Source organism: Prevotella intermedia ATCC 25611 = DSM 20706, from assembly GCF_001953955.1.
In the GTDB taxonomy this organism is placed as follows: domain Bacteria; phylum Bacteroidota; class Bacteroidia; order Bacteroidales; family Bacteroidaceae; genus Prevotella; species Prevotella intermedia.
The window spans coordinates 605,650-629,306 of record NZ_CP019300.1 but is presented as its reverse complement, the minus strand read 5'-3'; the positions used below and the strand labels follow the sequence as shown (position 1 = coordinate 629,306).

The 23,657-nt window shown below is 41.5% G+C and carries 15 protein-coding genes and 1 CRISPR repeat array (1 of these 16 running past the window's edge); of the genes, 11 read left to right on the top strand and 4 right to left on the bottom strand.

Features of this window, described 5'->3' with window-relative positions; all coding sequences use genetic code 11:
- Nucleotides 1-17 precede the first annotated feature (17 nt).
- Both recG and BWX39_RS02635 read left to right on the top strand, forming a co-directional pair.
- Nucleotides 18-2,114: an ATP-dependent DNA helicase RecG gene (gene recG, locus BWX39_RS02640; RefSeq protein ID WP_028906313.1), complete on the top strand. Its 2,097-nt coding sequence runs from the start codon at nucleotides 18-20 to the stop codon at nucleotides 2,112-2,114.
- Between the two features lie 266 nt (nucleotides 2,115-2,380).
- The gene (locus BWX39_RS02635; protein WP_028906312.1) at nucleotides 2,381-3,382 is read left to right on the top strand and encodes a peptidoglycan DD-metalloendopeptidase family protein; all 1,002 of its coding nucleotides are present in this window, start codon (nucleotides 2,381-2,383) and stop codon (nucleotides 3,380-3,382) included.
- A 422-nt stretch (nucleotides 3,383-3,804) separates the two neighbouring features.
- Here the strand turns inward: BWX39_RS02635 and BWX39_RS02625 are convergent, their stop codons facing one another.
- From BWX39_RS02625 to bcp, 4 genes are all read right to left on the bottom strand, one after another.
- Nucleotides 3,805-4,650, bottom strand: a complete 846-nt coding sequence (locus tag BWX39_RS02625) for a GLPGLI family protein (protein WP_028906311.1) — start codon at nucleotides 4,648-4,650, stop codon at nucleotides 3,805-3,807.
- Nucleotides 4,651-4,663: 13 nt separating this feature from the next.
- A complete protein-coding gene (locus BWX39_RS02620; protein WP_028906310.1) occupies nucleotides 4,664-7,273 on the bottom strand; it encodes a porin family protein in 2,610 nt (869 codons plus the stop codon).
- 253 nt (nucleotides 7,274-7,526) lie between these two features.
- On the bottom strand, nucleotides 7,527-8,312 hold the full coding sequence (locus BWX39_RS02615; RefSeq protein WP_028906309.1) for a TIGR02757 family protein: 786 nt from the start codon (nucleotides 8,310-8,312) through the stop codon (nucleotides 7,527-7,529).
- A gap of 10 nt (nucleotides 8,313-8,322) precedes the next feature.
- On the bottom strand, nucleotides 8,323-8,784 hold the full coding sequence (gene bcp / locus BWX39_RS02610; protein WP_028906308.1) for a thioredoxin-dependent thiol peroxidase: 462 nt from the start codon (nucleotides 8,782-8,784) through the stop codon (nucleotides 8,323-8,325).
- Between the two features lie 352 nt (nucleotides 8,785-9,136).
- Here bcp and BWX39_RS02605 point away from each other — a divergent pair, with 352 nt between their 5' ends.
- The 9 genes from BWX39_RS02605 (at nucleotide 9,137) to cas2 (ending at nucleotide 22,607) form a co-directional block, all read left to right on the top strand.
- Complete coding sequence (locus tag BWX39_RS02605; RefSeq protein WP_028906307.1) at nucleotides 9,137-10,453, top strand: anaerobic C4-dicarboxylate transporter family protein; 1,317 nt, start codon at nucleotides 9,137-9,139, stop codon at nucleotides 10,451-10,453.
- A gap of 59 nt (nucleotides 10,454-10,512) precedes the next feature.
- Complete coding sequence (ansB, locus tag BWX39_RS02600; RefSeq protein ID WP_028906306.1) at nucleotides 10,513-11,568, top strand: L-asparaginase 2; 1,056 nt, start codon at nucleotides 10,513-10,515, stop codon at nucleotides 11,566-11,568.
- Between the two features lie 108 nt (nucleotides 11,569-11,676).
- Entirely contained in the window at nucleotides 11,677-12,873 is a 1,197-nt protein-coding gene (locus BWX39_RS02595) for a porin (RefSeq protein ID WP_028906305.1), read from the top strand.
- A gap of 400 nt (nucleotides 12,874-13,273) precedes the next feature.
- Complete coding sequence (locus BWX39_RS02590) at nucleotides 13,274-14,698, top strand: aspartate ammonia-lyase (protein WP_028906304.1); 1,425 nt, start codon at nucleotides 13,274-13,276, stop codon at nucleotides 14,696-14,698.
- A gap of 290 nt (nucleotides 14,699-14,988) precedes the next feature.
- The gene (locus BWX39_RS02585; protein ID WP_028906303.1) at nucleotides 14,989-16,320 is read left to right on the top strand and encodes an ATP-binding protein; all 1,332 of its coding nucleotides are present in this window, start codon (nucleotides 14,989-14,991) and stop codon (nucleotides 16,318-16,320) included.
- A gap of 224 nt (nucleotides 16,321-16,544) precedes the next feature.
- The gene (locus BWX39_RS02580; protein WP_147285768.1) at nucleotides 16,545-16,790 is read left to right on the top strand and encodes a hypothetical protein; all 246 of its coding nucleotides are present in this window, start codon (nucleotides 16,545-16,547) and stop codon (nucleotides 16,788-16,790) included.
- Between the two features lie 381 nt (nucleotides 16,791-17,171).
- A complete protein-coding gene (cas9, locus tag BWX39_RS02575) occupies nucleotides 17,172-21,314 on the top strand; it encodes a type II CRISPR RNA-guided endonuclease Cas9 (RefSeq protein ID WP_028906301.1) in 4,143 nt (1,380 codons plus the stop codon).
- A gap of 12 nt (nucleotides 21,315-21,326) precedes the next feature.
- Nucleotides 21,327-22,259 carry a type II CRISPR-associated endonuclease Cas1 gene (gene cas1 / locus BWX39_RS02570; protein WP_028906300.1) on the top strand — a complete coding sequence of 311 codons (933 nt, stop codon included), beginning with the start codon at nucleotides 21,327-21,329 and terminating at the stop codon, nucleotides 22,257-22,259.
- Between the two features lie 51 nt (nucleotides 22,260-22,310).
- Complete coding sequence (gene cas2 / locus BWX39_RS02565) at nucleotides 22,311-22,607, top strand: CRISPR-associated endonuclease Cas2 (RefSeq protein WP_036860884.1); 297 nt, start codon at nucleotides 22,311-22,313, stop codon at nucleotides 22,605-22,607.
- Between the two features lie 120 nt (nucleotides 22,608-22,727).
- Nucleotides 22,728-23,657: a CRISPR direct-repeat array (repeat unit 47 nt; unit sequence GTTGTATTTACCAATGCAAAGATACTAATTTTAAAGCTAATCACAAC) (it continues 1,348 nt past the right edge of the window).

Sequence of the window (23,657 nt, the reverse complement as noted above, 5' to 3'; positions counted from 1 at the left end):
AAGTTCAAAGAACCCAAATGGATATACTCCAACAAGACATAATGTACCTGACAGGGGTGGGACCGCGCCGCAGAGAGATACTGAAAAAAGAACTCGGCATCTGCACTTACCGCGATTTGCTGGAATACTATCCATATAAATATGTAGACCGCACAAAGGTTTACCACATCTCGGAGCTTGTTCCCGACATGCCATTTGTGCAAATCAAGGGGCATATACTTAGCTTTGAAGAGTTCGACATGGGGCGACGGAAGAAGCGTATCGTCGCTCATTTCACCGATGGGCACGGCGTTTGCGACCTCGTTTGGTTCAACGGAACGCAATATATCTACAAGAACTATTTCATAGGCAAGGAGTATGTGGTGTTTGGAAAGCCCACTTTGTACAACCAACGCTTTCAATTCACACACCCGGACATAGATGACGCTTCGGAATTGCAGCTCAACAATATGGGTATGCAGCCGTTTTACACGACCACCGAAAAAATGAAGAAGTCGGGAATGACATCGCACGCCGTCGAAAAACTCACGAAAACGCTTATCGAAAAGTTGGCAACGCCATTACCAGAAACCCTACCCGACTTCATTACACAACGCCTGCACCTTATCTCCCGCGACGAGGCGATGCGCAAAATCCACTATCCCAAATCGGTGGAAGATACGCAGCAAGCACAGCTTCGCCTAAAGTTTGAAGAGCTTTTCTACGTTCAGCTGAATATATTAAGGTATGCCAGCGACCACCGTCGTAAGTATCGTGGCTACAATTTCAAAACCGTTGGCACACAGTTCAACTGGTTCTACTCGCACAACCTGCCCTTCGAACTTACCAATGCACAAAAGCGGGTGATGAAAGAAATACGTGCCGATATGGGAAACGGTCAGCAAATGAACCGTCTTTTGCAAGGCGATGTAGGGTCGGGAAAGACCCTTGTTGCGCTTATGTCTATGCTCATAGCCGTCGATAATGGTTTTCAGGCTTGCCTGATGGCACCCACCGAAATACTTGCCGAACAGCATTTACAGACCCTAAAAGACCTCTTATGGGGTATGAACATACGCATAGAGTTGCTCACAGGCATCGTAAAGGGCAAGAAGCGCAAGGAAGTAATGGACGGACTCATCGACGGTTCCATTCACATTGCTGTGGGAACGCACGCCATTATAGAAGATAAGGTGCAGTTCAACAACCTCGGCTTGGCTGTCATCGACGAGCAACACCGCTTCGGTGTGGCACAACGTGCAAAGCTGTGGAGCAAGAACGAGAACCCACCGCACATACTTGTAATGACTGCCACCCCCATTCCGCGCACCTTGGCAATGACCATATACGGCGACTTAGATGTGAGCGTGATAGACGAACTGCCTCCTGGACGCAAGCCGATACAAACCATTCACAAGTTCGACACGCAGACAACGAGCCTTTACGACGGCATTCGCAAGCAGATAAACTTAGGCAGACAGGTCTACATTGTGTTTCCTTTGATAAAGGAAAGCGAAAAGATAGACCTTAAAAACCTTGAAAGCGGCTACGAGGCACTGAAGGAAGTCTTTCCCGAATATAAGATGAGCAAGATTCACGGCAAGATGAAAGACAAGGAAAAGGAAGCCGAAATGAAACTCTTTGTGGAAGGACAGACGCAGATACTCGTTGCCACCACCGTAATAGAAGTAGGTGTAAACGTGCCCAATGCCAGCGTAATGGTAATCTTAGATGCGCAACGCTTTGGCTTGTCGCAGCTCCACCAGCTGCGTGGCAGAGTGGGTAGAGGTGCCGAACAAAGCTATTGCATATTGGTTACGAGCCAAAAACTAACCACCGAAACGCGCAAGCGCATCGACATAATGTGCGATACGAACGACGGATTCGAGATTGCCGAAGCCGACTTGAAGCTCCGCGGCCCTGGCGACCTTGAAGGAACACAGCAGAGCGGAATAGCTTTCGACTTGAAAATTGCCGATATAGCCCGCGACGGACAGTTGGTACAGCTTGCCCGCGACGAGGCTAAGAAGATAATAGACAACGACCCAACCTGCTCAAAAAGTGAATATAACTTACTATGGAACAGGCTGAAAGAGTTAAGAAAAGCTAATATCAACTGGGCTGCTATTTCGTAAACACGTTTTTCAAAAAGGACTTGAAACGCCTAATACAGGGGGATAAAACGTAAATATACAAATATATAACGAAGGCAACTCGCTGATTTTTAGATACAATAAAAACTGTTAAGAGGGAAAAGACTTTAGGAGAATTTACTTATCTTTGCAGCGTTCTTGAATTATTTAGTTGGCCTTTTGTATTGTTCAACTATTTAAGAGCAACATATTGGAAACAGCAATGGTTGTTCCAGTTTAATAGAAATCGAAATAGTAATTAATAGATAATGACTTTAAAGAAAATTGTAAGAACGTTAGGTTTATCGGCTTTGTTGGGTTTTGTAGCAACACCCGTGTGCGCACAAGACCTGATTGCACGCCAATCACCTGTAGACCGACGCGCAAAAGCTTTAGACACAATCGTTATTAACCGTTTGCAAGAGTCGGAAGAAATAGAAAATCCAGCTTCAATGCTTTACAGCGACTGGAGCACATCAAAGACTCACGCACAAGGATACCTACCCGATGTCTACAAAATCGACTTGCGTGGCTTCCACATGCCTACTCCAAGCCGAGTTGTTACCAGTAACTACGGTCGCCGTTGGGGACGTGTTCACAAAGGTCTTGACATTAAAGTATATATCGGCGACACCATACGAGCAGCCTTCTCAGGCAAGATTCGTGTCGTAGGATATGATGCAAGAGGATATGGAAAATATGTTATCATACGCCATAACAACGGTTTGGAAACATACTACGGACACCTTTCAAAGCAGATTGTCCACGCAAACCAGACTGTAAGAGCAGGCGAACCCATCGCACTCGGTGGCAACACAGGACGCTCTACGGGTTCTCACCTCCACTTTGAAACACGTTTGGCAGGCGTTGCAATTAACCCTGCGCTGCTCTTCGACTTCCCTAATCAGGACGTAACGGGCGACTTCTACGTGTTCCGCAGACAGACATTGGACAGCGAATCGGTACGTGCGACAGCACTTCGCGGCACCGCAGCAAGCCCTGGATACTCGCGCGAGAACATTCAAGGTGTAGGACGCAGCAATACAACTTTCAACAACAATAACACGGCTAACACCGATTTCTCTTCTCGCCGTAATTCGGTTGCACAGCAAACAAGCAGCAACCAAATACTCTACCATAAGGTAACGGAAGGCGAAACACTCGAATCAATAGCACGCCAGCACGGTATCAGCAAAGAACAGTTGTGCAAACTGAACCACTTGGGTGTATATACAAAACTTGTACAAGGTCAGATATTAAGGTATAGCTAATTCTTTTTGAAACAGAAGAAGCAATAAAATACACAAGAGCGGAACTCTTTTATAGGTTCCGCTCTTTTTTTCATTCTTTCCGAATATACATCTTTCTGTGCATAAAGAGGCTTTTCGCCCCTATTTTATTTCATCTTCACATCTCTTTATATAGGAGGAAATAAAGCAAGATTGTTGTAAATATTTTTCACAAAGATATACTTCGTCTAACCACCTCTCTATCAACGTATTACAAAACCTATTGTTTTGCATTGTAAAAGCGGCTGTTTTGCAACGTAAAAGCGTAGGTTTTGCGTTGCAAAACAGCCGCTTTCGCAATGCCAAATTGAAATTACCGTTTTTCCGATAAGTTTTTCTTTACAAAAAAGAGCGGTTTGTTTGCCTTAGATTGCAACAATAACTTGTGTTTTATTTGCCCAATTTTATTGTTCCAAAGCTTTGTATGAAATGGAGTAAGCATCGGAATTGGTCGATTCTTGAGGCTTCCCATTTTTACCTATTATGGTTACTTTACCCCCTCCCATACTTGCTGTTATAAAGGAAAATGGCGATTTGAATATGCGGGCAATGGTTTTGTTTGCTTCTTCTGCAGAGCATTTCTTCTCTCCGTCATAATGATATTTCAGTATGGGAGCATTCGTTTTTTCAAACCCTATTGCTTCCCAGATGTATTGCAATTCATTGTCTTGTATCTTTAATATTAAGCCCGGTAATCCTCCGAACTTATAAGGTCCGAAAGGTAGAGGTACTTCTGTAGAGAACCAAGCTGTGTAATCTCTGCCGGCAAACGTCGTGGTAGCTTTGGAACAGGGATATCCAAGTATGGTATCGGTTTCTTCTGTGAAAGTCCAATCCATTTGCGACACATCTTGCTGATACGTCAGAACACCGGTTTTTAATGGCATGCGGTATTTTATATCTGCCTTTCTGCCTGCCTTTTCAAACACTAACTCTATTGGCAATGGCGTTCCTTGAATATTGGACAGTGCCGTAGCCCCACGTTTAGACTCTTCTGTGCAAAGTGAATCAAAGTGAAATATGATGTCGCTGAAATCTTTTATGTAGTTTCTGCCAATATATACATTGCGTACATCGTCAATATAAATCTTGTCGGCAGGGTGGTTTTTGTATTTCAGATTGTACGTAATTTTATAGCACGCCGTATCAATGACAGTACTTTTTCGAAGCTCTTGCGGAAACGGCGTAGTAACTTGCGCCTGTGCTGTAAGCGAAACAAGCATACAGACAATAATGGAAAGATGTTTCACAATCTATATTTATTTATATTATTCTAAATCTTACTTTCAGCAAAACACTGCGGGGGCGAATGTTATATATCGACCTTGACTCTGTAAGTGCCGATATATTGGAATATGAGTAAGTATCGCAATTGAACAGATTGTCGCATGACAGTATAAAGCTGAAACGCTTTATGGCATATTTTGCTTCGGCATTGAGTAAGAGAAAAGATTTATCGCCGCTACTGAATTTATTGTAATAGTGATTCAAAGAAGTTGAAAACGTAATGTCGCCGGGCAGTGTGAAGTTTAAAGAAGTGGCGTTGTTCAGCGAGCACCACCAAGGTTGGCGTTGAAAACCTTGCTGCTTGGTGCTTGTCCAATAGTACTCTCCTTGATACGAAGTGGTAAGCCATTTGAATGGTGTAAGGCTTATATCAACATTTGACGATATAGCATTGCCCATATAACGGAATAGCGTATTTTGCACCAATAGCGGATTGTCGTAATGCGAATAAGACAGCGACGCTCCGATTTTCAGCCGTTTCCAATCGAAACCTTGGCTACCGTGGATTTTCGTAATGAATGTATTGGCTTTCTCATTTGTGTATTGGCTGATGGTGCGTTCAGCGATACCGTCATAATATGAACCATAAAGCACCTCCGGACACTGTCGATACAATGAGAAGTCTATACCCGCAAAACTCATCGAAAGAATATTTTTGAATGAGTAGCCAAAAGTATAATATTGGTTTAACCCTTCGAACAAGCCTGTAACATCGTATGCCGAGAGCTGTCGGTACGAGGTTAGAATATTGTTGGTGTACAGATTTTCAATGACAGGAGTTGAGTATGAAATGTCGGATTTCAAGCTTAATTCGTGGCTTCCATTAATACGATAAGTAACATTTAGATGGGGTTCCAAGCGCAATCGAGACTTTTTTGTTGTTCGTTCCATTGTTAAATCAGTCAATTGGAAGTGCTTGTATCTTATCGGTAAATATAAAGAGGCGTATAGTTTGCCGATGTCGTATGTAGCCTCCGCACCAACTCCAGCATTGAAAAGGTTGAAGTTTAAATCGTTTCGGAAACTTGCAAGCGAGCTGTTCAGCGCATTGTGCTGAAAGTCTATCGTAGCAGAAGGACGCAAACTAATGTTGCCTGTTCTCCATGCAGAGAGCAAACTGAAGCTGTTTTCCGTTGAAAAGTTATGAACATTTACCTGCTGGTGTAATGTATTATCTACAATAATATTTGAGAAAAGATTAGGAAGAGCTGTAAGATGGTGAGGTCGTTTTTCAAGATTAACGAGAGAAATGAATTCGTAACCCCGATATTCAGAGTTGCGATTGGTAAGATGCAGTTTATTAAGAAGACGATAGCAATCTATTTTTCCGAATTGTTCAATAGCTTTGTTGCCTGCCAGTATTCGGCTATCGGCATTGGTTTTGCTCCAATCGAACTTCACTTGTTCTTTCAAATAGCGATGCTCGCTATTGCTGAGATAGGATACGTCGCCATACGCTTTTTGCTGTTTAGCCGTTCCTGCCATAGTCTCTTCAACCACATTCCGCAAACCGTCAGGAAGCATATTGCTCGTATTTGACCAGCTGCTGCGTTCGTCTTTGTCATAGAGATATGCTGCATTGATACTCAATTCTCCCGATTTACCAATCCGGTAAACATTGTTGAATGTCGCATTGTGGGAGTGATTGAAATAGTAAAAGCGTTTATCGATGCCAGGAGCCGATGGCATTGTGATGCCGGAAATTGCATTTGTGCGTGAATAATCGTTATCAAAAGAGTAGAGTTCCTGCGATAAGTCTTCGCCTGTGTTGTTCCCCTTGTAAGTAGAAAGAAACTGATTGTTGCGTTTGAAATAGGTAGCAATGGCACCATTGTTCCATAAGGTGTTGTTACCATAGCCATTTCCAAGCGTCGTAATTAAGTTGAATACGCCTTTTACGCCCGCTTTTAAGCGAATATTGATAGAGGCTTGTTCTTCGGGACGCAGCCCTTTCAGTGCTTTTATGTCTTGATGGCTTTCCAATACCTGCACCATTCCTACATTTTTGGGGTCGATATTGTTCGTGGCTATATTATAATGTCCTTTCATTAAGTCGAGTCCCTCAATATAGAAGTTCTTGATAGGCTTACCTTGATAAGATATTTGTCCATTTTTTGCTACCGCAATACCCGGCATTTTCTTCAGTACGTCAGCAATGGATTGGTCAGATGAGGAAAGAAAAGAAGCCACATTGTAATTAATAGTATCGCCCCGCGAATATACTTTTTTAGCCTTAACGGTAACTTCTCTTAGCTCAATGGTCTTTGCATCTGCTACAATATTATGTTCTCCTGACCGATTCGGTATCTTCATGACAACAGGTTTCATCTCTATTCTTGATACACGGAGCAGCAGACTGTCGCTGTTACAGCCAACAGTTACTTGGTACTTGCCCTGCTCATCGGTATATGCTGATGCGAGTATCTTGTTAGGCGATTGGGGATTTGCAACTATAATACTGGCAAAATCCATTACTTCGCCGGAAGTATTCTTTACGTTTCCCCAAAGTTTAGTTTGTGCTGTCTGACTATATAATGAACAAGGCACAAACAATAAGAATAACATATAAAGACACTTTCTTCCCATTTTTCTTATTTGCTTAGATTTCAACAGATTGTCTTTTTTGTATATCTGTAGACAAATATAGGGAAAAACCACTACTATTCCAAAATTGTCTGCATCTTTTTCACAGAATTTGCCTTTTTTCAATTTTATTGTCTTTCTGCTTACTTGCGCAGGTAATGCTATAAGAAAATGTACGATGAACAACTTTCTTTTCTACTTTTTACCTAAACCGGAGTATGATTGCACGCTGCTGGAGTAGCATTGCACCCTGCAACTACGAATTTATGCCGTAACCAAACAGTGCAAAATCGCCTTTCAGTGGGTCGTCGGGAAAAACTTTCAGCAAAGCATCGGTCAGTCGGCGTGCTACCGACATTGTTGCCGACGAGGTGTTCAGCAACTTCAAGTGGGTTGCTTGCTGCAATACGTGTGTGTCTAATGGAATTACAAGCGACCGTTTGTCGATGAAATCGTGCCAGATTCCCAAATCGACGGGGGAGTCGTTGCGCACCAACCAACGCAGAAACATACAGATACGCTTGCACGACGACGAAGTGTTTTTAGGCACAATGCCCACTACCTGCCGTTCGGCAAAGAATGCACACAGTGCTTCTATGGCAACAATGGCTTCTATTTTATCGGTTGTTATGCCGTTTTTCTCGCTTGCAAAATGTTTTATATAGTCGGCAATGCTGCCATAGTGGTTCAGCATTTCGGCAAGTACAGAGAAAAACGAGTGCATGGTATGGTTGGTATAAAGGCGATAAAAGCAAGCGGAATTGTCGGGAATATCTCGCCGAAAACCTTCTTTGACAATCCACTCGTAGGGATTTCCTTTTGCACAATCGAGCAGGAACTGAATACGCGGCATAAACACCTTGCGCGAACCGTAGCTTAAACACGCTGCCGTGAAAGCCATAACTTCCTTGTTTTGCCTGCCATCTACTTGGTGCATAAACCACGATGGGTCGCCGTCAAGAAAGTTCTCGTTCTCGTATAAAGCAGCAAAAGCTACGAGTTTCTCCTTCGTAGCTTTGCTTATTCGTTGTGCTTGTTTCACAATTATGCCTTTATTCCGCCCCTAACTTCAAAATTTGTTCGGCATGTTCCTTCACCTTGATTTCCTTTGGAGTGAAGATTTCTTCTATCACACCCTCTTCGTTTATAATAAAGGTGGTGCGATAAGTGCCCATATAGGTACGGCCGCACATTTTCTTTTCGCCATAAACGCCAAACGTTTCGTTCAGTGTCTTGTCTACATCGGCTATCAATGGGAAAGGAAGATTGTATTTCTCGATGAACTTCTTGTGCGATTTCTCGTCCTGAACACTCACACCTATTACGGCGTAGCCACGCTTCTGCATCAGCTCGTAGTTGTCGCGAAGGCTGCAAGCCTGCGATGTGCAACCGGGCGTAGAGTCCTTTGGATAGAAGTAAAGCACAATCTTCTTGCCTTTATAGTCGCTTAGTTTAATTTCTTTTCCGTCTTGGTCGGTTCCCAACAGTTCGGGAGCCTTGTCGCCTATATTCATACTTTAATGTGTTTAAATTGTTTTATTGAGTTACTACTGTTGCAAAGTTAGTCATTATTTTTGTATTTATTCCATTTTCAGGGTATAATCTATATAAAATTAAAGAGTTGGTATTGCACACTCGGAAGATAAGTTATAATTTACAAACGATTTGTTTTTATATGTTTTGATATCTTTTGATAACCTATACAACGTTTTTTATAACACCTTGGTAACATTTTTGACCAATATTCAAACAAATGTGTTAAAAGATAATAATAAAGAGAATGTTTTTGTCAATAAAAGTACCAACCATAGTATAAAAATCTTATTTTTGCATTAATACAATACGAAAACAAACGAAAACAGTATAATGGAACTTATAGTACTTGCAGAATTACTCGTGGTTTTGGCTATGATATTTATCGGCGCACGAGTGGGAGGAATTGGATTAGGTATTTATGGCATGATTGGTGTGTTTGCCCTTGTCTTTGGTTTCGGACTTAAACCAGGCTCGGTACCAATCGACGTCATGATGATTATTGTTGCTGTAATTACGGCTGCTGCAGCTTTGCAGGCATCTGGTGGCTTGGAGTACTTGGTGGGAATAGCCGCCAAATTCTTGAGAAAGCACCCCGAACAGATTACTTACTTCGGTCCGCTGACCTGTTGGCTGTTCTGCGTCGTTGCAGGAACAGCACACACGTCTTATTCGTTGCTGCCCATTATTTCCGAAATAGCACAAGCTAACAAGATACGCCCCGAACGTCCGATGAGTCTGAGCGTTATTGCAGCCTCGTTGGGAATAACGGGAAGCCCCGTCAGTGCGGCTACCGCAGCCTTAATCAGTCAAGATATTCTCGGTGCAAAAGGCATCGAGCTGGGCACTATCCTGATAGTCTGTATTCCTGCATCGCTCATTGCTATCTTGGTAGCAGCCTTTATTCAGAACCGCGTAGGCAAGGAATTGGAAGACGACCCTGAATACAAGCGCAGAGTGGCAGAGGGTATCATCAACCCAGAAGAAGACAAACGCAACCTTGAAATTGCAGAAGAACAACCTAACCCACACGCAAAATACTCTGTTTGGGCATTCTTTGCAGGCGTTATCTTGGTGGTCATCTTCGGTTTCTTCCCCAAACTGCGCCCTGAAGGCGTTACTATGAGCCAGACAATCGAAATGGTAATGATGTCAATTGCTGCAGTCATACTCCTTGTCGGCAAGGCAAAGGCAAGCGATGCAGTGAATGGAAACATATTCAAAGCAGGTGTGAATGCCGTTGTAGCCATCTTCGGTATTGCGTGGATGGGAAGCACTTTCTATCTGGGCAACCAAGAATACTTGAACAATGCACTGTCGGGTATGATTTCGACGGCACCTTTCTTGTTCACTGTGGCATTGTTCATCATGAGCATTATGCTTTTCTCTCAAGCCGCAACCGTAACTACCCTCTACCCTGTGGGCGTAGCCTTGGGCATCAACCCTATGTTCTTGGTGGCAATGTTCCCCGCTTGCAATGGCTATTTCTTCTTGCCAAACTACCCTACTGAGGTAGCAGCACTCGACTTCGACCGCACGGGAACGACACGCGTGGGCAAGTATGTAATCAATCACAGCTTCCAGCTGCCTGGCTTTGTTACAACCATCGTTTCTATTGGTGTGGCTGCAATCATCGTGCAGTTCCTTTAAAGAATAATGAAGGTAAAAAGAAAACTAAACATTAACAACTTATTAAAATTCAATTTATTATGAGAAGATTTAAGATTTCAGTTCTATTGGTATTGACACTGTTGGTGTCTTCAGTGGTATTAGCACAGAAACCTAAGATTCGTATTTTGGCAACAGGCGGAACAATCGCAGGTGTTTCTGCATCGGCAACAAGCTCTGCGTATGGTGCAGGACAAGTTGGCGTTCAGACTTTGATAGACGCCGTGCCTCAGATAAAGGACGTTGCAAACGTTTCGGGCGAACAGATTGTAAACATCGGCAGCCAAGATATGAACGACGCAGTGTGGTTGAAGTTGGCAAAACGCATCAATCAGCTGTTGAACGAAGAGGGTTATGACGGCGTATTGGTTACTCACGGTACCGACACAATGGAAGAAACGGCTTACTTCCTTTCGTTGACGGTTCACTCTGACAAGCCCGTTGTTTTGGTGGGCTCTATGCGCCCATCTACCGCTATCAGTGCAGACGGTCCCGCTAACCTCTACAATGGTATCTGCGCCGTAGCCGACCCATCTTCAAAAGGACAGGGTGTAATGGTTTGTATGAACAACGAACTGTTTGAAGCCAAATCGGTATTGAAGACCCATACCACAGACTGCGCAACTTTCAAAGGCGGTCTTTACGGCGAAATGGGTTATGTTTACAATGGCAAGCCTGTTTATTTGCACAAGCCAATGGCAAAGCAAGGACTTCAATCAGAGTTCGATGTAAAGAACTTGACCGCACTTCCAAAGGTGGGAATCGTTTACGGCTACGCCAACTGTTCGCCACTTCCGATGCAAGCTTTCGTAGATGCCAAGTACGACGGCATTGTTTTGGCAGGTGTGGGCGACGGCAACTTCTATAAAGATGTGTTCGATGTTGCTTTGAAAGCTGTCGGCAACGGTATCAATGTTGTACGTGCAAGCCGTGTTCCGTTCGGTCCTACCAACCTTAACGGAGAGGTAGACGATGCGAAATACCACTTCATTGCATCTTTGAACCTTAACCCACAAAAGGCTCGCGTGCTTCTGATGCTTGCCTTGACAAAGACGAAAGATTGGCAGAAGATTCAGCAATACTTCGCTGAATACTAATCGCCGTGCATAAAATCGTAAAGGAGCGAGAAGGAAACATCGCCCCTTTACGATGGAAACATTGAGAGAAAACCACTTTTCCTACTCACAACATAAAGACAAAGAATTATGAAAAAGACGATACTTTTAAGCGCATTGTTGGCAATTGCAACAAGCGGAATGGCACAAGACAACCACAGCTATGGTGCCGGAGACGGCGATTTCAAGTCGCTTTCTGAAGAAGTTGCGAAGCTGAAGAAGCACAACGACATGTTTAACGTTTATTTCAACTACGCTGCTTCGGGTCAGATTTCACAAGATGCAAACAAGGACTGGGGCACAAGATTTGCCAACAAGCAGTTGCGCATCGAAATAAAAGGTAACCTGACCGACAAGCTTTACTACCGTTTACGCCACCGTTTGAACAAGGCGAACGGCGCACAGAGCGAAGACAACTTCGCCAAGGCTACCGACATCATGATGGTTGGATACAAGTTCAACGACAAACTGAAGATTGAAGCAGGTAAGATGTGCCAGATTTGGGGCGGTTTCGAGTTCGACGAAAACCCAATGTACATCTACCAATACTCCGACATGGTAGACAATATGGACAACTTCATGGCGGGTGTGGTACTCAGCTACAAGCCAGTACCTACACAAGAGCTTGCCTTTGAGATAAGCGATGCCCACAACAACAAATTTGCAACAGAGTATGGAAGCAACCCCGTATCGTTGGAGAAGAACGGAGTTCGCCAATTAAAGGCTTCAAGAAATCCGCTCACCTACATTGCCAACTGGAACGGAAGCTTCTGCGACAATAAGTTGCTCACACGTTGGTCTTGGGGAATACAGACGCAGGCTGAACACAAATACTCTCGCATGTTGGTTTTAGGTCAGCAGCTGAATCTTCCGAAAATGCAATGGTACTTCGACTATATGGGTGCATTCGACGGTTTAGACCGTCTGAAGATTGCATCAAGCGAAGCAACGGCAGTACCTGCACATGCAGGAGAATCGTATTTCAGCGACGTTCACTACAACTCATTCATCACAAAGATGAACTGGCAGTTTGCTCCCCAATGGAACTTAATGCTGAAAGGTATGTACGAAACAGCAAGTGTAACAAAGATAGAGCAGATGAAGGACTATCGCAAGAGCTACGCCTATATGGGCAGCATAGAGTACTACCCTGTAAAAAGTCAGGACTTCCGCGTCTTCTTGGCATACATTGGCCGCAAATACGACTACAGCAAGGCTTCAGGATTGAAGGATTACAACACGAATCGCATTGAGATTGGATTCATGTACAGAATCAAAGCCTACTAAAATCTAAAATAGGAAATAGAGTATGTCAGCTTCGGCATACTCTATTTTTACTTTATGACACTGGGTAAAATATTGTCATAAAGCTAAGTACCACAGCACTTATTCAGCCTGAATGAGATTTTTTCTGCCTGAAACGAAACGATTAGTTTCTCAGACGTAAGATAATGCGTGCAGAATGGTGGTTTTGCGTCTTTTAAACCATTCGTTAAATATTGCTAACTTTAAAATGTTTCGCACTAAAACTTCCCCCACCAACTAATAATTTGCTACATTTGCATTGTTAAGCAAAGATGGAAGACTGAACTGTAGACAACTTCTTACCAGCACTATTCTATCTGTGAAAAAGACAGAGTACAACGAACTTAAACACAATATCTAATTAATAAAATTTGCATACAATATGGCAAACGAGACAAACAACAAAGAATTCCGTATTGAAAGCGACCTCTTGGGCGAGCTTCAAGTACCAGCTAACGCATACTACGGTGTGCAGACACAGCGTGCAGTGAACAACTACCATATCTCTGGAAAGAGAATGTGCGACTACCCAGACTACGTTATCGCAATGGCTTACGTTAAGTTGGCTGCTGTTGAAACAAACCGCGAGTTGGGCGAAATCAACGACGAAATCTGCGACGCTATGGCACAGGCTTGCCGCGAAATCATCGACGGTAAGTTCCACGAAGACTTTGTTACCGACATGGTACAGGGCGGTGCAGGTACATCGGTGAATATGAACGCCAACGAAGTTATTGCTAACCGTGCTTGCGAAATACTCGGTCATCAGAAAGGCGAGCACAAATACTGCGCTCCTAACGACCACGCCAACTGCGGTCAGTCTACAAACGACGCATATCCATCGGCTATCCACTTGGCTCTAATCCGTATGAACAAGACATTGGTGGAGAAACTGGCTAACCTTGTTGCTTCTTTCCGCAAGAAAGCAGAAGAGTTCAAGAAGGACATCAAGATGGGTCGTACACAGCTTCAAGACGCTGTTCCTATGACAAGCGGTCAGGAATTCAACGCATTCGCCAACCTGCTCGAAGCTGAAATCGCCAACTTGAACAAGAGTGCAGAAATGTTCCTCGAAATCAATATGGGTGGTACTGCAATCGGTACTGGCTTGAACGCAGCACCGGGCTTCCCTGAAGTTTGCGCAAGGAAACTCAGCGAGTTCACAGGTATGCCATTCAGAGCAAGCGAAGACCTCGTTGCAGCAACTCCTGATACAACCGACCTCGTGAATTATAGCGGCGCAATGAAGCGTTTGGCTATCAAACTCTCTAAGATTTGCAACGACCTTCGTCTTATGGCTTCTGGTCCACGTTGCGGTCTCCACGAAATTAATCTTCCTCCAATGGCACCGGGTTCAAGCATCATGCCAGGTAAAGTGAACCCTGTTATCCCAGAAATCACCAACCAGACTTGCTTCAAGGTGATAGGTAACGATACAACCGTAACACTCGCAGCAGAAGCTGGACAGTTGCAGTTGAACGTTATGGAGCCTATCATCATGCAGTGCTTGGTAGAAGACATTACATGGTTGGGCGAAGCTTTCGACACTCTCCGCGAGAAGTGCATCGACGGCATCACCGTAAACCGCGAGCACAACGCAGCTACCGTAAAGAACTCTATCGGTATCGTAACTGCTCTTAACCCATACATTGGCTACAAGAACAGCACGAAGATTGCCAAGGAAGCACTCGAAACAGGCGGTTCTGTTTACGACCTCGTACTCAAGAACGGTGTCCTCACAAAGGAACAACTCGACAAGATTCTTTCTCCAGAGCACATGCTTGATTCAGAAGAAAAGGTAAAGTAAGGCGAAAACCTTATCATACATAAAACTTTAAAAACTCTGTGCAGCTTTGCACAGAGTTTTTTTATGCGCTTATACAACATAATACCCTATCTTTCTTTGACAGTATACCATAGTGAACACGACTGAAATTTATTGGAAATAATGATTAATCTTAAAGTATCGAAACAAAAGCATCAACAGAAAAGTGTATTTTCAAAGCTCTAATTTTACAGGAAAAGTGTATTTATGCTTGCTTATTTCAAAAGAAAAGTGTATTTTTGCCACAACAGAAACATTGAAAAAGTGTATTTATGCTGTATAGAAAGATAGAAAAGTTTATAAAAAGCCATCTACAATCGTCTGATGACAAGATACTCCTGATAGATGGAGCACGACAGATAGGTAAATCGTATATCATTCGCTATGTTGGACAAAAGGAGTTCAGCAATTATATTGAAATCAATATGGAGGAAGATAAACTCGGCGACCGTTTGTTTGCCGACGTTCGTACCGTGCGCGATTTCTATCTTACACTAAGCATTAACTTTGGCAATAAGATGGGAGACAAACACAACACGCTGGTGTTTATTGACGAAATACAAGCATACGACCACTTGTTCACACTCTTGAAGTTCCTCCGTGAAGATGGCAGATTCACCTATATTGCCAGTGGTTCGCGCTTAGGAATTGCCTTAAAACAAACAAGTTCACTGCCATTGGGCAGCATACTCATCAAGCACATGTACCCACTGGATTTTGAAGAGTTTCTCATTGCAAATGGTGTCGGACAGATAATACTTGACACACTATACGACAACTTTGCAAAAAGGAAACCTATGCCCACCGCTATCCACAACAAACTAATGAGTTTGTTCAGGCATTATCTTCTCTCAGGTGGTCTTCCCGACGCTGTAAATAAATTCATTGAAGAAGATAACATACAGACAACCCGTGCTTCGCAAGATGCCGTTTATCAAAATTATGGTATTGATGCTGCAAAATACGAGCAGATGACAAACCGCCGGCTAAGCATTCAACGTATCTACGAAATGATTCCTTCTAATTTAGAGAAAACCAAGAAGCGTATCATTGCTAAAGATATTGAGGGAAAAACAGGTAAGCGAATGTCCAATTACGCAGAAGAGTTCGAATATCTGATTGCGTCTGGCATTGCTTTAGAGGTTAAAGCAATTAGCACACCTACATTCCCTCTGATACAAAACAGCGGTAAGAATCTTCTGAAACTATATATGAACGATGTTGGCTTACTAACTTCCATCTATTATCGCAACAATCCAAAAGCAGTGCTCGATGATGTACCAAGTATCAATCTCGGCTCTGTTTACGAAACAGTTGTTGCACAAGAGCTAAAGGCACACGGCTTCGCGCTTTACTACTACGACAACAAGCAGAACGGAGAAGTAGACTTTCTTATAGATGATGTCGAACATCTGAGTATCACACCGATAGAAGTTAAATCGGGAAAGGATTACAAAACACATAGTGCCTTGAATAAATTTGTTTCCAACAAGCATTACAATATCCACCGTGCATATGTCCTTTCAAACGAACAAGAAGTAAGCGTTGCCGATGGCATCACCTATATGCCTATCTATTATATAATGTATTTCAAAAACGAATAGCCCCAATCGTCGTTAAAATTACGCTGTCTTTTACTGTAAATGCCAATTGCTAAACGTTACTATGACAGTATTTATCTTGCCCCACCTATGTAAAGATAATGATTTAAAGCAATCACAACTAACGGCACTTCCAATTTATTGTTCTAAAATCAAGTAAATGGGGTAATAAATTTAACACAAGCGGAAAGGGGAAAATAGAGAAAAAGAGGGCAAGAAAATAGGGGTTGAAAAGTAAAAGAGCCGCTTTTGCAATGCAAAACAATAGGTTTTACCGTGCAAAAGCGGCACTTTTGGATTGCAAAAACGGCACTTTTGCAGAGCAAAAAGATGATGATAGAGCGCAAAATATAGCCTATATGCGAATAAAAGTGTTCGTTTTACAACATAAAAGGTATGGTTTCATTGCACAACACTACCCTATAAGCTTGCAAGAAGCTATGAACGAAGCACTTATGGTAGCACGCAAATAATGGCGTTATTTGCAAATAAATAATTTGAAGTGCAGAAAAGTGCCCGTAATTCCGAAGTTGAGACTTTAGATTTTAACGATTTCGGAGTCGTTTTAACAAAAGTTCAAAAATAAAGAATTACCCTTCTGCAGCCACAAAAAATCTATTGAACCTACTACATTGCTCACGAAAACTAAAATGCAGACATAAAAAAAGCCCCGTTATAAGGACGAGGCAACCTAATGTTCTCACAACGGAAAAATCCTTATTGTGAATACTTTAAAATTAGTAATGCAAAGATAAAGATTTATTAAATAACGTGCAAGTTTTTTCAAATTAATTTTCTCCGAATTAAAATATTTTTTGTAACTTTACACAAAATATCAAAATAACCTTATTAATATGAAAAGAATATTAGGATTAGATTTAGGAACCACGAGTATAGGTTGGGCTTTGGTAAACGAAGCCGAGAACAATAACGAAGCATCTTCTATTGTTCGTTTGGGTGTAAGAGTAAATCCACTAACCGTAGACGAAAAAAGCAACTTTGAAAAAGGAAAAGCCATAACGACCAATGCTGACAGGCAGTTGCGTCATGGCGCAAGAATAAACCTTCAACGCTATAAACTTCGCAGGCAAAACCTTCACGACTGTCTGCAAAAACAAGGTTGGTTAGGCACCGAAGCAATGTACGAGGAAGGCAAAGCCTCTACCTTTGAAACTTATAAGCTTCGCGCAAAAGCAGCCGAAGAAGAAATATCGTTGCACGAATTTGCCCGCGTCTTGTTTATGCTGAACAAAAAACGTGGCTATAAAAGTAACCGAAAAGCAAACAACAAAGAAGACGGACAGCTTTTCGATGGTATGACCATCGCCAAAAAACTCTACGAAGAGCACCTTACTCCTGCAGAATATTCGCTTCAGTTGCTTAATAAAGGCAAGAAGTTTACGCAAGGTTACTATCGTTCCGACCTAAATGCAGAGTTGGAAAGAATATGGGACGAGCAGAAAAGGTATTATCCCGAAATACTCACAGACGAATTTAAACAACAGTTAGAAGGCAAAACAAAAACCAATACAAGCAAGATTTTCCTTGCCAAATATGGCATTTATTCTGCCGACTTAAAAGGTTTGGACAGAAAATTGCAGCCTTTGAAATGGAGGGTTGAGGCGTTAAAGCAACAAGTTGATAAAGAGGTTTTAGCCTTTGTTATCAGCGATTTAAAAGGACAAATAGCCAATACAAGCGGACTGCTCGGTGCTATCAGCGACAGAAGCAAGGAACTTTATTTCAACAAACAGACGGTTGGACAATATCTCTGGGCTTCGTTAGAAGAAAATCCGCATATCAGCATAAAGAACAAACCTTTCTATCGCCAAGACTATTTAGACGAATTTGAGAAGATTTGGGAAACGCAAGCCGCTTTCCACAAGCAGCTAGCGCCAGAGCTGAAGCAGGAAATAAGAGATATTATCATTTTTTATCAACGCCCATTGAAGAGTAAGAAAAGTCTTATTTCTGTTTGCGAACTTGAACAACGCAAAGTAAAAGCGACAATAGATGGCAAGGAAAAGGAAATAACAATAGGTCCGAAAGTTGCCCCAAAGTCATCGCCTGTATTCCAAGAATTTAGAATTTGGCAAAACTTAAACAATGTTCTGCTCATTGATAACGATACGAACGAAAAGCGTCCGCTCGATGAAGACGAAAGAAACTTACTGTATGAAGAGCTAAGCATTAAAGCGAAACTAAGCAAGACTGAGACTCTGAAAATACTGAACAAGAAAGGCAAGCAATGGGACTTGAACTATAAGGAATTGGAAGGGAACCGCACGCAAGCCATTCTCTTCGATTGCTACAATCGTATCATAACGCTGACGGGACACGAAGAATGCGATTTCAAAAAGATAAAGGCTTCCGAGATTCGCCATTACGTTTCCACCATTTTCAAGAACTTAGGTTTCAGCACCGAAATTCTCGATTTTGACCCATCGTTAGAAAAGCACGAGTTGGAAAAACAACCTATGTATCAGCTTTGGCATTTGTTGTATTCTTACGAAAGCGATAATTCTCGAACAGGCAACGAATCATTGCTAAGAAAGTTGGAAACAACCTTTGGCTTCCCTGAAGAATATGCTACTGTGCTTTGTGATGTTGTTTTTGAAGAGGATTATGGCAATCTCAGCGTGAAAGCAATGCGCAAAATATTGCCTTATCTTCAAGCAGGAAACGATTACAGCCAAGCGTGTGCATACGCAGGTTATAATCATTCGCGCCACTCGCTCACGAAAGAAGAGTTAGACAAGAAGGTGTATAAGGAAAGGTTGGAACTGTTGCCAAAGAACAGTTTGCGCAATCCTGTCGTTGAGAAAATCCTGAATCAGATGATTAATGTTATCAACGCAATCATTGACGAATACGGAAAGCCCGACGAAATAAGAATAGAAATGGCGCGCGAACTAAAGAGCAGTGCTATCGAACGAGAGAGCCGCACACGCGCAATCAGTCAAGGTAATGCTGAAAACCAACGTATTCGTGAAATTCTCGAAAAGGAATTTGCACTTTCATACATCAGTAGAAACGACATTATAAAATATAAACTGTATGAAGAACTTAAGCCGAATGGTTTTAAGACACTGTATTCAGATACGTACATTCCTAAAGACAAACTCTTTTCTAAAGACTTTGATATTGAGCATATCATTCCGAAAGCACGCTTGTTTGACGATTCTTTCTCAAACAAAACACTTGAAGCACGCGATATAAATCTTGCCAAAAGCAGTAAAACAGCTTTCGACTTCATTAAAGAAAAGTATGGCGAGGAAGGTGCCAAGATATATAAAGAGAGACTCAATATACTTTTAAAAGATAGTGTCATAAATGAAGCAAAATACAATAAGTTATTGATGACTGAAGCTGATATTCCTTCAGGCTTTATCGAACGCGACCTTCGCAATACACAATACATAGCAAGAAAAGCGTGCGAAATCTTGGGTGAATTGGTAAGAACCGTTACACCAACAACAGGAGAAATAACCAATCGCCTACGTGAAGATTGGCAGTTGGTAGACGTTATGAAAGAACTGAACTTTGAGAAGTACGAGAAATTAGGCTTGACCGAAATAGTTGAAGACAGAGATGGAAGGAAAATCAAACGCATAAAAGACTGGACAAAGCGCAACGACCACCGCCACCACGCAATGGACGCACTGGCAATAGCCTTTACAAAGCCTTCCTTCATTCAGTATCTGAACAACCTTAACGCACGAAGCAATAAAGGCGACAGCATTTATGCAATAGAAAATAAAGAGTTGCATTACGAAGAAGGCAAGCTCCGTTTCAATGCTCCTATCCCTGTCAATGAATTTCGTGCAGAAGCAAAACGTCATCTTAGCGCAATTTTAGTTTCAATTAAGGCGAAAAACAAGGTGATGACGCAGAATGTAAACAAGATAAAAACAAAGCACGGAATAATAAAAAAGATTCAACTTACACCGCGTGGACCACTACACAACGAAACTATCTACGGCACAAAGATGCGCCCTATAATAAAAATGGTGAAGGTTGGGGCCGCGTTAGACGAAGCTACGATAAACAAAGTGAGTAGTCCTGCCATTCGTGAAGCATTGCTTAAACGTCTCAACGAATACAGCGGAAACGCTAAAAAGGCGTTTACAGGAAAGAATACATTAGATAAAAATCCGATTTATCTGAATGTTGAACGAACAAAAGTGGTCCCTGCATTGGTTAAAACTGTAGAATGGGAAAACTACCACCCTATCCGCAAGCCAATCACACCAGACCTTAAAGTCGATAAAGTAATTGATAAAGGCATAAGAAATATTCTGAAAGCCCGCTTAGAAGAATTTAATGGAGATGCGAAGAAAGCTTTCAGCAACTTGGAGGAGAACCCTATTTATCTTGACCAAACAAAGAAGATAGCTTTAAAACGTGTCAGCATTGAAGGCGTTTTAAGTGCCATTCCTCTGCATACACTAAAGAATCAAGCGGGCAAACCTATTACTGGAAAAGATGGAAAACCTGTATTAGGCAATTATGTTCAAACAAGTAACAACCACCATATTGCGTTTTATTACGATGAAAATGGCAACTTGCAAGACAATGCGGTATCGTTTTTTGAAGCTGCCGAACGTAAATCGCAAGGTGTTCCCATCATAGATAAAGACTACAACCGCGATAAAGGTTGGCGTTTCCTATTCACTATGAAGCAAAACGAATACTTCGTGTTCCCTAATGAAGCAACAGGGTTTATCCCTTCTGAAGTGGATTTGACGGACGAAGGTAACTATGGCATTATAAGTCCAAACTTATATAGAGTTCAAACAATATCAAGGATTGACTATAATGGAACTATTGCCCGAGATTATATTTTTAGACACCATTTAGAAACGACAGTAGAAAGAATCGCTAATCTTAAAGGAATTGCATACAAACAATTAAAATCTTTACCGCATTTTAAAGGTATTGTCAAGGTACGTGTCAATTCCATTGGTAAGATAGTTGCAATAGGCGAATACGATTAATATAGATGGCTTATGATAAAGAAAACATTATGTTTTAGCAATCCAGCCTATTTAAGTTTGCACAATGCACAGTTAGCAATTCGTTTACCCGAAGTAGAAACTTGCAACGAATTGCCTGACAGCTTTAAAAAGCAAACCGATCGTACAATTCCAATAGAAGATATTGGAGTTGTACTGCTTGATAATAAGCGGATAACCATTACATCGTCTGCATTAGAAGCCCTGATAGAAAATAACTGTGCGGTGATTACCTGCGACAGCAAGAATATGCCCATCGGACTTTTACTGCCTTTATGTGGTAACACAACACAAAGCGAACGTTTCCGCACTCAAATAGAAGCATCGCTACCACTTAAAAAACAATTATGGCAGCAAACTATTAAGCAGAAAATAAGCAATCAAGCAAAACTTCTAAGCATATACACCAACACTGATGTAGGCTGTATGTACGCCTGGGCAGACAAGGTTAGGAGTGGCGACCCCGAAAATCTTGAAGCTCGTGCAGCAGCTTATTATTGGAAAAATCTCTTTTCTGATATTCCTGACTTCATAAGAGGACGCGAAGGCGAGCCACCCAACAACCTATTGAACTATGGATACGCCATATTACGCGCCGTGGTAGCACGCTCTTTAGTCGCTAGCGGATTGCTCCCTACATTGGGTATTCACCACCACAACAGATACAATGCTTATTGCCTTGCCGACGATATTATGGAACCTTACCGTCCTTATGTCGATGGATTGGTGTTAGATGTAATGGCATCAACAACCGATTACAGTGAGCTTACAAAAGAAATCAAGATGAAACTCCTTGCTATTCCTGTGCTCGATACAACGATTGGAAACAAGAAAAGCCCATTGATGATAGCTACACAACAGACAACCTCTTCTCTTTATAAGTGCTTTAGTGGAGAGCAAAGAAGAATGGTTTATCCTGAATTATAAAGCCTATTAGTGGAAACTTATAGATTTAGTCAATATAGAAGTATGTGGTTAATGGTATTTTTTGATTTACCCACAGATACAAAGAAAGAACGAAAAGTAGCTTCACTCTTTCGTCAAAACTTGCTGAAAGATGGATTTACAATGTTTCAGTTCTCCATTTATATACGCCATTGTGGTAGTAAAGAAAATATGGAAGTACATATTAAAAGAGTTTCCACCTTTATTCCAGCATACGGAAAAGTTGGAATAATGGGCATTACAGACAAACAATTTGAAGAAATAAAGCTATTCTATGGTAAGAAACCACAAAAACCAAATGCACCTGGAGCACAGTTAGAACTCTTTTAATCCTTCTTTTAGAAACAATAAAGTTCCATTCTTAACGAGTGGAACTTTATTTTGCTTGCATTTTTCTTTCTCTCTAAGCTTTCGTAACAACACTGATGTTCATTGCTTTAAGCTATTTGAGTTGTATTTACCAATGCAAAGATACTAATTTTAAAGCTAATCACAACCCTACTTTTCATCAGGCTTCAGAGTGTTATGTTGTATTTACCAATGCAAAGATACTAATTTTAAAGCTAATCACAACAAATTATGAAAAAAATACCAATGATATCAAGTTGTATTTACCAATGCAAAGATACTAATTTTAAAGCTAATCACAACAGTTTCTTAAAGGTTGGTGATTTCTCTATTGTTGTATTTACCAATGCAAAGATACTAATTTTAAAGCTAATCACAACGCACGCATCAAGCGGTCGCTCGACCGCCTTGTTGTATTTACCAATGCAAAGATACTAATTTTAAAGCTAATCACAACTATATGGATATTTAATTTATTTATGGTGAAGTTGTATTTACCAATGCAAAGATACTAATTTTAAAGCTAATCACAACGAGCCTCTGAAAGGTCTATTCTTTTCAGAGTGTTGTATTTACCAATGCAAAGATACTAATTTTAAAGCTAATCACAACGAATGAATGCCATGTATTTAGCTATCCATTGTTGTATTTACCAATGCAAAGATACTAATTTTAAAGCTAATCACAACAGATAGTTTAATGTAGTAGATATATGTAGAGTTGTATTTACCAATGCAAAGATACTAATTTTAAAGCTAATCACAACGGCTAAACGTTTGAAACTCACTCCTTTGAAGTTGTATTTACCAATGCAAAGATACTAATTTTAAAGCTAATCACAACGTTTCGACTTCCCAAACGCTGACTTTGATGGTTGTATTTACCAATGCAAAGATACTAATTTTAAAGCTAATCACAACGGTTTGCTCGTACCTATGTAGACTCTAAGGGTTGTATTTACCAATGCAAAGATACTAATTTTAAAGCTAATCACAACGTCATCGTTGAAATCGCTTGCGTTAATATCGTTGT